Below are 13240 nucleotides of genomic sequence, written 5' to 3' on the forward strand. Positions count from 1 at the left end.
AATCTAATTGCTACCTACTCACCACTCAGCCGCCTAGGTAAGGCGGCTGACTTTTTAGCAATCATCGGACCCGCCCATGCTAATTGCGTTTATTACGTTGTTAATTGCTGGAATCGTCAAAGGCGCGATAGGGTCAGGTGTCCCGGTTATTGTCGTACCTATTCTCACAATGCTTTACGACGTGCAGCTCGCTATCGCGATTCTGATTGCACCTAACCTGTTTAGTAACGCCTTACAAATATGGCAATACCGTCATGATTTATTACCACTTCGCTTTTTAGCCGTTTTTTCTATCGCCGGCGGCCTGGGAATCCTATTGGGAACTTGGGGGCTAGTCATATTATCGCCTGACATGCTGTCACTCGGCGTGGCTTGTGCGATTGTCATGTATCTGGTTATTAAATTAACCAGGCGCCATTTTACGCTCTCTTTTGAAACGGCTAAACGCGTGGTTATTCCTGCTGGGCTAATGGCAGGCATTCTTCAAGGAGCAGCCGGCATGTCGGCCCCAGCTTCGGTGACTTTTCTTAATGCGATGCAGCTTGAACGACGTATATTTATTGGCTCAATATCGGTTTTCTTTGTCGCGATTACCAGCGTTCAAATGCCGGCACTCATTGCCACTGGCATTCTCACATGGGAGCGTTTCATGCTCAGCATGATCGCCTTGATGGTGCTGCTAATTACTATGCCGTTTGGCGCAAGCTTAGGTAAACGTCTGCCTCACCGCTGGTTTGACAACCTTATCATGCTGCTTCTGGCCGCCATCGCATGCAAAATTTTCATAGATACCTTGGTCATCCGATAGGCCCAACGCAGGGCTTTCAGGCATGCAGGGGAACCAACTTATAAAAATCTGCCCTAATGTAATGACTTAAAGAGCGTACGAATCACTCATTCACTGCCGAAAGGACTTCACAATGCCGATGATTGACCAACTTAATAGTGGCAAAACGAAAGACTTCGCAAAACATTGCTATGAGAGTAGCTCTATCGACAAGCTGCGTGATGCTATTGAAGGCCAGGCAGATCAAGCTGAAATGGCTCACTGGGGTCTGAGCGAAGGGGAGTGGAAAGAGGCAATGGCCGCAGCGCTAGCGGATCACGAGGCAGAAGAATAAGCACCTTCCATATGCTTTAACCCCTCAAAAAGCGCTATTGGGCAACCGGTAGCGCTTTTCTACATTTAGCAATCTTTTAAGCCGCTACTTTGCTGAGGGTGCCATGGCATCTCCATATTGGTCGCGCAAGCGCTCTAGCCTGTCTATTTCACTAGCAGTCAAATCGGGTGAATCCCAAAGTGCCTGATCGTCTTGCCCGCGCACCCCTTCCACGCTAATTGTTAGCGTCGCGCTATCAGGAATATCAACGTTTCCCCATGGCCCAAACCGATTGGGCGCAAGACTCAGTGACTGAGTTTCTCCCGCATCAATGCCACCGGCAATGATGTAATAGAAGGTTTCATCGACCCATGGCGTTTCCCGACCAGGGCTCATCACAACGCCCCTCAGGGAAAGCTGCGACAAGGCTTGGGCGGTATCATTGGTAATTTTAAGATCAATAACCGGTTCGGGAGCGCCATAGGGACTCTCGCTGATATAAAATCGAGCTTCATCAATGCTAAAACGCGCTAGCTGCTCTCTATCGCTTGCTGCTTTCGCCTGTTTTTCTTCCAGGCGAGACAGCGTTTTAATGGCCTGCTCGCGTTCTCTTGAGCGCCGCTCTCGCAGTATCTCATCAGCACGGTTAATGACTTCGTCTCCCGTCAGCCCATGCATCTGAGCATTCGCTAACTCGGCTATCTCAGCAGCATTCATACGCTGCGGATTAAGAATATCGATGCCACCAAAGGTCGCGGTAGCAATGATGATCAGCGCTTTATCAAAATCGTTTCGTTTATAAACAGGCAGTGATTCACGCACGTTTTCGACAGAAACGACTGACGCTGGCATGGAGCTAGTATCGATTTTTGGATCTGAGCAACCAGCTATCATCAACAACGATAGTGATATGGCAGACAGCCTGACAAGGCTCCACATAAAATCACCTCAAAACAGCAGATAAAAATTGCTGAGGAGCTTAACGGAAAGCGCTACCTACCACTACCCCTTTCAGAACTGAACAGCGCGTCCCGCCCTTTAAAGCAGGCCACTATCTACATTAGCAAGCCGGTAGCTGACGCAACAGAGAACTGAAAACGGTCGATCAAAGACTCACCATTAATGACTAACTAATGGCTAGCCTTATGCACTAGCGGCGGACCACACGAAAAACGCCGCTCGGTTTTAACCTAAGCGGCGTTTTTCAATATATTTGGTCGGAGCGACAGGATTCGAACCTGCGACCTTTGCAACCCCATTGCAACGCGCTACCAAGCTGCGCCACGCTCCGCTGTCTTTATTGGCCTTTACATCTTTGCCTCAAGACGGTGCGTATACTAGCCGGTTACTGAACAAATGAAAAGCCCTTATAGCGTTTCTTTTCAAGTATTTGTCACACCCCACTGTTACCTTGCATACCCTTTTCACTCGCGCTGATCAGCTTCAAGCAGAAGATATGCCATGGCGTCATACACACCAGGCGCAGCCACGAGCAAATGCTCTGAGTAGAGATCAGCGGGCACCGCTGACGGCACTTCGTATAAGTGTCCTGCTCGTGCGCCCGCCTCTCGTGCTATTACCCATCCTGCAACAAAATCCCAGGGCGAAACACTTTCGTAATAGGCATCTAAGCGTCCACAGGCAACATCGCATAAATCTAGCGCAGCCGCACCATTGCGACGAAGATCTTGGCAGTGCATTAGTACTGCTTCTAAACGCTTTAGCAGCTGTTTACGCGACTCATGACGATAAGGAAAACCTGTACCGACCAAGGTATGTAGCAGCGAATCTGCATTGCTCGGCTGAATGGGTTGACCATTGCAAAAAGCGCCTCCACCTTCTACAGCACTAAAGGTTTCGCCTAAAAATGGCGCATGAACAACGCCCACTTTGGCAATACCCTCTTCCAGCCATCCTATTGATACGGCGACGTAACGCAATCCCTGCGAGAAATTGACCGTGCCATCGATAGGGTCAACAACCCAAAGCTGTGATGCTTCCGCATGCACAGCACTTTCTGGGGCGAGTTCTTCACTCATTCGTGCTTCGCTTGGAAAGTGCTCTTCTAATCGCTTACTAATAAGTTGATCAACGGCAACATCAACATCCGTTACCAGTTCATTGTCTTTTTTCATCCGCCGTGAAAAACCTTGTTGCTCACGAGCGCGAACAATCATCTGGCCGGCCTCTTCAGCAATAGAAATGGCGATTTTGAGCCGCGACGATAGCGTGTGGTCAGTCATTGAATCTCCTATTGGGGATGACTAATGGATATAACTGAACACCATAAGCTGATAAAAGGTAATTTTCGAGCCACTTATAAAATTGATTTAATCTAAAACATCAACTAAAAAGCGACTCGTGTGCCCCCAGGACTCCCAAGACAATATCAGTCTCTACGTAATGAATGGCAGTCTGCGTGCTTTTAATCTCGGCAACCGGCAGGTAGATGGGTGTCAGGAACAGGGTCACTTACACCGCCCTGACAGGTCCAGCCTTTGGAGGGGTCATCAGTGAATATCTCCATGGTCTGTGCAATATCACCGTCACTCAAAGCGCTATCGGTTTGAAATGTTACAGTGATAGTGCCCATTCCGGCGGGCCTACCATAAGAAGCTGATTCTACATAACGACCTTCGATAGCTGGATAATTATTATCCACAGCATCTCCAACCACATAGTCGCCGCCCTCAGGCATCTCACCTGTCAAGTAAAAAATCTCCGCTATGTCTGCCCGAATACCCGCTGTTAAGGAAACCCCTTCGCTTGCCTGCGCACGCCCTACATAGTTCTGATACTGGGGCACCGCGAAGGACGCCAAAACCCCAATAATAGCCACAACGATCATCAGCTCGATCAGCGTGAAGCCGCGCTGGTAACTGCATCGGGTTACCCGCATTTCTCTTAATGATAATGGCACAGTTAAGCTCCTGATATTTTTCATTAAAACTAAACTTAAAGCTAATCATAATGAATTATAAAAATTAAAAATAGCTCACTTTATTTAATATTACAAGTTAGAATCAACTAATAATTAATTTAAAATCACCCTATTATTATCATCAAAAATCGCGCTAAGCTGGCAGGCTAAGCTACCCAATAAAGATACAAGCATTCGTTTATGCCTATCTAACATAGGTCTTCAGATGAGTCAGTCATATATTAAGCCTACGGTAAGCCATCCTATGCCTAACGCTGGCGCTTTTAATACTAAACGCCGCCTTGTCCATCATGGGCTATTGACGGAGACACAAGCAGACGCGGCGGAAATAGAGGCAAATAATCTAAAAACATCTTATTTTCAGCATGTTATTGATAGCGGACTGGTTGACACTGTCGAAGTAGCGGTAATAGCTGGCTATGAGCATAGGCTTCCCATCATCAGTCTTGATGACGTTAATATTAATAGCTTACCACCAGCATCTGAATACCCTGCTAAGCTACTGCGACGCCTTAAAGCTCTTCCATTGGTGCGCCATGGTCAGCATTTAACTGTTGCAGTCGCCTATCCAGCGACACTGACAAAGCTGGATGAATTGAAAACAGCCACTGGGATTAATGTTAAAGGCATACTCGCACCTGCAGATCAAATCACTGCATCTCTTAATAGTTATCTTTCTTTATGCGAAGACAACGATGACACGCTAAATGAACTGGATACTATTGATGCCGCTATTAACGGCTTAAACACTGTGGCTAGGCAGCACATGGATCACGAAAAGCCCTTAGAAGAGTCTTTTCAGGACAGTGATGATGCGCCCGTCGTAACATTTGTTAATAACATTGTATTGGATGCGGTTCGTCGTGGCGCGTCCGACATTCATTTTGAACCCTATGAAACACTTTATCGCGTACGCTTTCGCATAGATGGACTGCTCGTTGAAGTTGCACAGCCTCCGCTAGCATTGTGTAAAAGGATTGCTGCTCGTTTAAAAGTCATGGCGCGCTTAGACATCTCAGAACGACGGCTGCCCCAGGACGGCTCACTAAGACTCAATATGTCGCGCACGCGCGCTCTCGACTTCAGGATTAATTCGCTGCCCACGGTTTATGGTGAAAAGATAGTGCTTCGAATTCTAGATCCCAACACCGCCCAGCTAAGCATCGAACAGCTAGGCTTTACCGATGAACAGCGTGACCATTATCAGCAAGCGTTAAGCCAGCCTCAAGGAATGATCCTAGTAACAGGGCCTACCGGTAGTGGTAAAACCGTTTCTCTCTATACCGGTATTAATATTCTCAATAAAGTTGAGCGCAATATTTGTACTGCAGAAGACCCTGTTGAAATCAAGGTGCCCGGCATCAACCAGGTAAGCGTGCTACCAAAAATAGGTTTTGATTTTGCCAGCTCGCTACGGGCATTTTTGCGCCAAGACCCGGATGTGATCATGGTCGGTGAAATTCGAGATCTTGAAACAGCTGATATTGCCGTTAAAGCAGCGCAGACAGGCCACTTGGTGCTATCGACCGTACACACTAACTCAGCTGCTGAAACGCTCACCCGCCTTGCTCAAATGGGTATTTCATCATTTAACATCGCTAGCGCCGTAACACTCATCATTGCCCAGCGTTTGGCGCGTAAGCTTTGCCCGCATTGCAAAGAGCCTGCGGAAATTCCTCATGAGATATTACGTAAACAAGGCTTCCGCAATGACGAAATACTTCACTCGACTATCTACAAAGCTGCCAATTGCCGCCTCTGCACACAAGGCTATAAAGGTCGTATCGGCCTTTATGAAGTGGTGCCTATCACCGATGCCATGCGCCAGTTAATACTGCGTGATGCTAACGCGCTGGATATCGATCAACAGGCCCGTCGAGAAGGCTTTCTCAGCCTTCATCGCAACGGCTTATTGAAAGTAATGCAGGGTGTTACCAGCCTTGAAGAGATCCACCGAGTGAGCTAGGAGTAAGTCATGGCCCAAACTATACGCCTGCGCCCAACTCGCGCCACTGAGCTTTCACGCTGGAAATGGATCGGCAAAGGGCCTCAAGACAGGCCGTTAAGTGGTGAAATGATAGGACGTAATAAGGCTGAAATAGCCGCAGCATTGCGCAAGCAAGATATCGTTATCAGGCGTATAAGCAAGAAAAGCAACGTAGTCGGCAGTAACCGCATTAACGCTAGTGACATCACGCTATTTGCCCGCCAGATGGCAACAATGATTCGAGCGGGCATTCCCTTACTGCAAGCACTTCAAGTGGTCACTAAAAGCTTGAAGAAACCTGCCATGGTGGCCGTCATGCAACGGCTGATGAGTGATATTTCGTCAGGTTCTAGCTTTTCTGACGCTTTAGCCCATCACCCAAAACACTTTGATCGGCTGTTTGTTAACTTAATAAATGCAGGTGAACAATCTGGTGCGCTGGATCAAATGCTCGATCGTGTTGCCACCTACAAGGAAAAAGTGGCGTCGTTGAAAGCGCGTGTTAAAAAAGCGCTGTGGTATCCCTGCACCGTTTTGACGATTGGCGCTGCAGTGACCATCCTGCTGTTAATCAACGTTGTGCCCGAGTTCGAGGCTATGTTTCAGAATTTTGGCGCGGAGCTACCGGTACTAACGCAGATGACAGTGAATTTGTCGGAGCTTGCTCAGCGCTACTGGCTAGCAGCGCTGGCCGTAACGGGTATCGCTGTACTGCTACTCAAAACAAGCATTCAGCGCTCCCCAAGAGCTGCCTACCGCATGCATGCAGTGCTTCTTAACTTACCCGTGATAGGCGATATTGCACACAAATCCGCCCTGGCGCGATTTTCACGCACTTTAGCAACGACGTTCGCGTCTGGCATCCCCCTGGTCGAGGGTCTAGATATAAGCGCCGGAGCCACAGGCAATAAGGTGTATGAGCGTGCGGTGCTACAAACACGTCGGGATGTCGCCACCGGGCATCCGTTACATTTCTCTATGCGTATGACAAACTGCTTTCCAGCTATTGCTATTCAAATGGTAGGGGTCGGGGAAGAGGCTGGCTCATTAGACGCCATGCTTAATCGTATCGCCGATTATTATGAAGAAGAAGTCGATAATAAAGTCGATGCGCTAACATCGCTCATGGAGCCCATTATCATTGTTATATTAGGTGCTGTGGTAGGTGGCGTTGTGGTCTCGATGTATTTACCTATCTTCGAGTTAGGCTCTGCTCTCTAAGGTTTCTATCATTTCAAAATGCTAAGGAGCGACATGTACCATCCTTCGCTTACCGTATGGCTACTGGCTTTAATGGTTGGGCTGTGCTTGGGTAGTTTTCTCAACGTCGTGATTACACGCCTGCCAGTAATATTAATGCGCCATTGGCGCAGCGAGGCTCGTGCAGCTCTTGAACTAGAGGAAGAACAGTCAACGCGCTTTAACTTAGCAACACCTGGCTCTATATGTCCACGCTGTGAAACCCCTATTGCTTGGCACGACAATTTGCCTATTATCGGCTGGATAAAGCGTCGTGGACGCTGCGCCGAATGTAAAACCGGCATTAGCTTACAATATCCCCTAGTGGAGATAGCCGGCGGCCTGCTAGCCCTCGCCGTGTTATCGCTTCACGGGCTAAACGCACAATCAGTATTGATTTACGCCGCCTGCCTGATGCTGCTAGCCCTCGCCGTGATCGACTTTCGCACTCAGCTACTACCCGACATAATAACCATACCGCTGCTATGGGCTGGTTTACTGTTTCAGCTTACCTTCCAGCCATTGATGCTATCGGATGCCATCATTGGCGCAGTCGCAGGTTACTTAATCCTGTGGAGTTTTTATTGGCTATTCAAACTGCTCACTGGTAAAGAAGGTATGGGCTTTGGCGACTTCAAACTACTCGCGGCACTTGGCGCTTGGCTGGGATGGAGCTTTTTACCACTATTGCTAATCCTTTCCGCAGGACTTGGAGCTATTGTAGGGCTCATTGTACAAGCCTGTTTGCCACATTTGCGTGGGAAGCCACTACCCTTCGGCCCGTTCCTAGCGCTCGCGGGCTGGGTAGCGTTATTAGTCGGTGACGAGCTTATGTCGCTATATGTCAGTATGATTATTTAACACTTATCCATTTAAAACTTAGCCATTTGACACTTCACTATATGAGGCACTAATGATTATCGGATTAACCGGGGGGATTGGGTCAGGTAAGTCTACCGTTGCTCGTGCCTTTGAAACGTTTGGTGCCGCCTGGATTGATGCCGACGATGTTGCTAGAGAAGTAGTTGCCGCCGGGGAGCCCGCGCTGATGGCTATTAAAAATCGCTTTGGTGACCATATCATTTGCCAAGATGATGGCACGCTCAATCGCGCCGTATTACGTGACATTGTATTTAAAGACCCAGAACAACGACAGTGGCTAGAATCAGTCACGCACCCCAAAATACGCGAGCGTATTCTAGAGCACTTGAAGCGGCTTAAATCCCAGGGCGCGCCGTATGTTCTGCTAGTGTCGCCGTTACTGTTTGAATCGGGTCAAAACGAGCTGGTCAGCCGCTGCATAGTGGTTGATGTGCCCCAAGCGCTGCAGCTATCCAGAACGCTAATGCGAGATGGGGTGAGTGAACGTCAGGTGCGTGCTATTCTCGCGGCCCAACTTACACGTGACCAACGGCTAGCAAAGGCAGATGATGTGATTGATAACAGTGGTGACCACGCGAGCATGAGAAAGCAAGTGGCACGACTTGATGCATCCTATCGGCAGCTGCTTAACTGCTGATTCATCGCATTTGTTACCGCAAATGGAGTTTTTATGGCGAGCCCTGCAAACGATTCCCCACTCGAAGTTAACTGCCCACAGTGCGCCAAGCCCGTTCAGTGGCTCCCAGAAAGTACGTATCGCCCTTTCTGCAGCAAGCGCTGTCAGCTGTTAGATTTAGGCGCCTGGGCCGACGAATCACACCGTATATCAGGTGAATCGGCGATGGATGAAGCTGATATCGAAACACTGTTAGCGCAAGCGGATAAAGATGCGCCCCTTTCTTAGACAAAAACGTCAATTAAAGCGGCCTTAGCGAGCCACGTAACAACCATGACTACCAATAAACCAGGATCATCGTCACCCGCCGCCTATCAACTGCTGCTCAAACTAGAGCAGCAGTTTGACTATTTACTCGCCACCATAGATACCGCTGCCTCGCTATACGAGCAGCAATCACCGGCCACCTGGGTCTTTCATCAAACGACGCCTTCGCATCACTGGCTGCGAAAAGCACTGCTCGATATGTGGCATGAGCAGGATCAAGATGGCCGTGAAACACGCAATTACATTGCAATAGTGGCAGCGAACGATGAACTGCTTGCCGCGATAGGTGCTATCAATCAAGCCAAAAAAATATTTAGCGAACTGTTACAGCACATTAAAGAAGCTCATCCACAGTCTCTCAGCGATGCTAAAAGCCGCCTACCTACGCGCCACCCGCATGTTGATGCGGCGCTTAGACGCAACGGGCTAGCACGCTTGCATCTTAAACAAAGCTGGCGGCAGCTACCTATCGCACAGGCCCCTGTCTCACGCGTTCGTTTTGCGTGGTATAGCAGTGGCCGTTCCATTAAGCGACTAACGGTACAAGAAGCAGAGCATAAGCTCTTACAGCTAGATACCGATGCCTCTCATATACGCATTCAATTGCATCAGCTAGCGGGCATCCCAAGCGGTGAGATTCTTGCCCAGGTGCAGACACAGGCGCCACTTATGCGTGCAAATTTATTTTTCACCGAACCACTTGCAGACGGCCACTCAAGACGGGCATTAAATGCCGCTATGCCGATATTTGTACCCGATAACAATCAGCGGCTGCCACACATTAATCTACCTGCACTACAACCTCCCACGACCCGTACTCGCGCTCGACGACGTGATGAGAAGATAGAACAGGAAATATTCTTACCGAGCATACGCGTTTATCGCTACCGGTAGCGCGGGGTATATTTCCCACGCTTTAAGATTGCTCACCGCCAGGCACTGAGTCTAATTGCCATAACCCATGAGAAAGTAGCGTCTCAGACAGTTCTTCTAAATCATGATGCGTAAAATCATATTCGCTTAACAATGCTTCAAAGCGCTGCTGAAAAATACGCCTCTGCTCCTGCTGATGCTCTTCCTGCTTCGCGTCCAAGTCATCTTGTTCGAGCGTTGCAAGTGATCTTACCGGCGGCCCCGTAGGAATATCGAAATCACTATCGGGGTCATCTAACTGGCGCAATGCTTGCGCAAAAGCATCGTCTAATTCACGAAATTTACGCAGTTTATCGCGCTCATCTAACTGCTTTTGAACCTTTTGATATTTCATCGATGTTTCGTTTACACCTTGCTTGAAATGATTGATATGACTACCAATGCAGCATTTTCTCTAAAGCAGATATCAAACACATGAAACGATTAGGCAATATTTAATTACCACCTACTTGCCTGGATGACGATATGATCGTCATATTTTCCAAAGCGATAAGAACGACCACTAGCAAAGTACTCTACAGAAAAGATAAATACAGCTAACGAATACCGCCATATTGCAGTCATTTACCTCATTAATATAGCGCAAATGAGTTACACGTAGGGGCGCAGACCATGCTTATTTTGCATAGTTCAAGCGCTACCAGAAACAGTTTAGACCAGGCCAGTTCTCGCCACTGCTGTAAGGCTTACTGCGCCAGAGGTCACTTTCCGCGCACAGTAACAAAACCGCCGTCGCCCCCCTACCCAAAACCTGCATGGGAGAATATCTATACAGAGACTGACAAACAGCTACTTGAGGCAAAGACAGCATAGCTATCACTGAGCTATGCACACTGAAAGCAAACCAGTGAGCGTGCGATTAGAATAGCTCTTACGAGGTTGAAGCATAAACATGCATGTTGCTAAGAAAAAACCGGCATTCCTATAAAGAAATGCCGGCGACTAAATAACTTAGTCTTCCATGCGTACCAGCCAGGATTCAACAGCTTCATCGCCATGCTCATCCTTCCAGCTACGCAGGCCTTTATGATTGCCGCCACGCGTTTCGATCACTTCGCCTGTTTTAGGATTTTTATAAATTTTAAGGCGACGCTTGCGACGAGCATTGCCACTTGCGGTGACTTTAGCTCCACCACGTTGCTCAGCAGCAGGATCTAACAAAGCAATAACGTCACTGGGACGCTTGTCAAATTCTGTCATCAGAGCTTCAAGTTTAGCTTTGAACTCTAATTCGCTTTTTAGCCGCTGATCACCCTCTAGACGCTGAAGGTCTTCTTGCAGCTGTTTTAGCTGTTGTTCTTTTTGAATATATTCGTTAAGTAATGACATTGGGGTTCCTTTAGTATCATATCCAACTGAACAGGGTCCAACTGGCTTAGGTGCAGACTTTACAACACTGGCACCCACTAGTTCAGAATGCTAGGACATTATTCCTGTAAATCAGGTAACTGACAACAGTCTAGTTGATTTTTGCTCAATTACTATTCGTTTTTAAAACTTATAGCATTTTAATCAGCTTGAACCCTAACCAGCTTCAATCAATATGAAAGCCCGACTACTCATCTATTACAAACAAAAGCGCCGCCCATTAGGGCGGCGCTTTTACAAACCAATAACTAATATACTATTAGTCTTGGCCCATTTGCTGCTTGATTAGATCACCGATAGTAGTCGGACCACCTGCAGCTTCCGGCTCTTGATCACGCAGCTTCTTAAGGTTCTGACGCGTATCGTCTTGGTCTTTCGCTTTAACCGACAGATTAATCTGACGGCTCTTACGATCAACGCTAACAATACGTGCTTCGACGCTGTCACCTTCATTCAATGCATTGCGCGCATCTTCAACGCGATCAGCACTGATTTCAGAAGCCTTCAGCACAGCAATAACGTCAGTCGCCAGCTCAACCTGAGCTTCTTTAGCATCAACTTCAATGACACGACCGGTTACAATGCTGCCCTTGTCGTTAACTGACAGGTACTCAGCAACGGGGTCGGAATCCATCTGCTTGATACCCAGCGAGATACGTTCACGCTCTGGATCAATAGACAGGATAACGGCTTCAGCTTCGTCGCCTTTCTTAAAGCTGCGTACAGCTTCTTCGCCAGTATCAGTCCAAGAAATATCAGACAGGTGAACTAAACCGTCGATACCGCCTTCAAGGCCAATGAAGATACCGAAGTCAGTGATTGACTTGATGGTACCTGAAACACGGTCGCCCTTGTTGTAATCAGTGTTGAAGGTTTCCCATGGGTTAGCAGTACACTGCTTGATACCCAGAGAAATACGACGACGCTCTTCGTCGATATCCAACACCATGACGTCAACATCATCGCCCACTTGAACGACTTTAGACGGATGAATGTTTTTGTTAGTCCAGTCCATTTCAGAAACGTGAACCAAACCTTCAACGCCCTCTTCCAATTCAGCAAAGCAGCCGTAGTCAGTCAGATTAGTGACAACTGCCTGCACTTTGGTGGCTTCAGGGTAACGCGCCTTGATATTAACCCAAGGATCTTCGCCCAGCTGTTTCAGGCCCAGTGAAACGCGATTACGCTCACGGTCAAACTTCAGAACTTTGACATTGATCTCGTCGCCAACAGCAACGATTTCAGACGGATGCTTGATACGCTTCCACGCCATGTCAGTAATGTGCAGCAGGCCGTCAACGCCACCCAGATCTACGAAAGCGCCATAGTCTGTCAGGTTTTTAACGATACCTTTAATCTGCTGGCCTTCTTGCAGAGTGGCCAGAAGCGCTTCGCGCTCTGCGCTGTTCTCTGCTTCCAAAACCGCACGACGAGATACAACAACGTTGTTACGTTTCGGATCGAGCTTGATGACTTTAAAGTCTAGCTCTTTATTTTCCAGGTGCGCAGTATCGCGAACTGGACGAACGTCAACCAACGAACCAGGCAAGAAGGCACGGATAGAGTCAACTTCGACCGTGAAGCCGCCTTTAACCTTACCGTTAATAACGCCCTTGATAATTTCGTCTTTCTCGAAGGCTGCTTCCAGAATCTTCCAAGCTTCTGCACGCTTGGCTTTCTCGCGGGACAGACGCGTCTCACCGAAACCATCTTCAACGGCTTCAAGTGCAACGTGTACGTCGTCACCAATTGCGATGTTCAGATTACCGTGTTCATCGCGGAACTGTGATGCAGGGATCTGACCTTCAGATTTCAGACCAGCGTTGACAGTAACCCAGTCACCGTCA

General features: G+C 48.1%; 14 protein-coding genes and 1 tRNA gene. 8 read left to right on the plus strand and 7 right to left on the minus strand.

Annotated features, from left to right (window positions below; genetic code table 11):
- Positions 1–76 precede the first annotated feature (76 nt).
- Together ACTH5D_RS07275 and ACTH5D_RS07280 are read left to right on the plus strand one after the other, a co-directional pair.
- Positions 77–808, plus strand: coding sequence for a sulfite exporter TauE/SafE family protein (locus tag ACTH5D_RS07275; RefSeq protein WP_441669714.1), 732 nt, complete (start codon positions 77–79; stop codon positions 806–808).
- Between the two features lie 112 nt (positions 809–920).
- Positions 921–1121 carry a hypothetical protein gene (locus ACTH5D_RS07280; RefSeq protein WP_441669716.1) on the plus strand — a complete coding sequence of 67 codons (201 nt, stop codon included), beginning with the start codon at positions 921–923 and terminating at the stop codon, positions 1119–1121.
- An 84-nt stretch (positions 1122–1205) separates the two neighbouring features.
- Here the strand turns inward: ACTH5D_RS07280 and ACTH5D_RS07285 are convergent, their stop codons facing one another.
- The 4 genes from ACTH5D_RS07285 to ACTH5D_RS07300 all read right to left on the minus strand — a co-directional run bounded on the left by ACTH5D_RS07285 (position 1206) and on the right by ACTH5D_RS07300 (position 4020).
- On the minus strand, positions 1206–2039 hold the full coding sequence (locus ACTH5D_RS07285; RefSeq protein ID WP_441669718.1) for a DUF6694 family lipoprotein: 834 nt from the start codon (positions 2037–2039) through the stop codon (positions 1206–1208).
- Between the two features lie 275 nt (positions 2040–2314).
- A tRNA-Pro gene (locus tag ACTH5D_RS07290) sits at positions 2315–2391 on the minus strand.
- Between the two features lie 133 nt (positions 2392–2524).
- On the minus strand, positions 2525–3343 hold the full coding sequence (locus ACTH5D_RS07295; RefSeq protein ID WP_441669720.1) for an inositol monophosphatase family protein: 819 nt from the start codon (positions 3341–3343) through the stop codon (positions 2525–2527).
- Between the two features lie 182 nt (positions 3344–3525).
- Positions 3526–4020, minus strand: coding sequence for a pilin (locus ACTH5D_RS07300; RefSeq protein WP_441669722.1), 495 nt, complete (start codon positions 4018–4020; stop codon positions 3526–3528).
- A 226-nt stretch (positions 4021–4246) separates the two neighbouring features.
- On the opposite strand from ACTH5D_RS07300, the gene pilB reads away from it, so the two are divergent.
- The 6 genes from pilB to ACTH5D_RS07330 are packed head-to-tail and all read left to right on the plus strand — an operon-like array spanning position 4247 to position 9986.
- Positions 4247–6007, plus strand: a complete 1761-nt coding sequence (gene pilB / locus ACTH5D_RS07305) for a type IV-A pilus assembly ATPase PilB (RefSeq protein ID WP_441669724.1) — start codon at positions 4247–4249, stop codon at positions 6005–6007.
- Positions 6008–6016: 9 nt separating this feature from the next.
- Positions 6017–7249: a type II secretion system F family protein gene (locus ACTH5D_RS07310; protein ID WP_441669726.1), complete on the plus strand. Its 1233-nt coding sequence runs from the start codon at positions 6017–6019 to the stop codon at positions 7247–7249.
- 33 nt (positions 7250–7282) lie between these two features.
- Positions 7283–8128, plus strand: a complete 846-nt coding sequence (locus ACTH5D_RS07315; RefSeq protein ID WP_441669728.1) for a prepilin peptidase — start codon at positions 7283–7285, stop codon at positions 8126–8128.
- Between the two features lie 52 nt (positions 8129–8180).
- Positions 8181–8786, plus strand: a complete 606-nt coding sequence (gene coaE, locus ACTH5D_RS07320; RefSeq protein WP_441669730.1) for a dephospho-CoA kinase — start codon at positions 8181–8183, stop codon at positions 8784–8786.
- Positions 8787–8819: 33 nt separating this feature from the next.
- Positions 8820–9053: a DNA gyrase inhibitor YacG gene (gene yacG / locus ACTH5D_RS07325; protein ID WP_096280201.1), complete on the plus strand. Its 234-nt coding sequence runs from the start codon at positions 8820–8822 to the stop codon at positions 9051–9053.
- A gap of 45 nt (positions 9054–9098) precedes the next feature.
- Positions 9099–9986, plus strand: coding sequence for a DNA replication terminus site-binding protein (locus ACTH5D_RS07330; RefSeq protein ID WP_441669732.1), 888 nt, complete (start codon positions 9099–9101; stop codon positions 9984–9986).
- A gap of 22 nt (positions 9987–10008) precedes the next feature.
- Here the strand turns inward: ACTH5D_RS07330 and ACTH5D_RS07335 are convergent, their stop codons facing one another.
- The 3 genes from ACTH5D_RS07335 to rpsA form a co-directional block, all read right to left on the minus strand.
- The gene (locus ACTH5D_RS07335) at positions 10009–10359 is read right to left on the minus strand and encodes a hypothetical protein (RefSeq protein ID WP_441669734.1); all 351 of its coding nucleotides are present in this window, start codon (positions 10357–10359) and stop codon (positions 10009–10011) included.
- A 617-nt stretch (positions 10360–10976) separates the two neighbouring features.
- Positions 10977–11354 (minus strand): histone-like nucleoid-structuring protein, MvaT/MvaU family, encoded by a 378-nt coding sequence (locus ACTH5D_RS07340; RefSeq protein ID WP_441669736.1) that lies wholly within the window; start codon positions 11352–11354, stop codon positions 10977–10979.
- Positions 11355–11652: 298 nt separating this feature from the next.
- On the minus strand, positions 11653–13240 hold a 1588-nt coding region (rpsA, locus tag ACTH5D_RS07345), incomplete at its 5' end, for a 30S ribosomal protein S1 (protein WP_441669738.1).

This window comes from Halomonas sp. (genome assembly GCF_052095695.1).
In the GTDB taxonomy this organism is placed as follows: domain Bacteria; phylum Pseudomonadota; class Gammaproteobacteria; order Pseudomonadales; family Halomonadaceae; genus Vreelandella.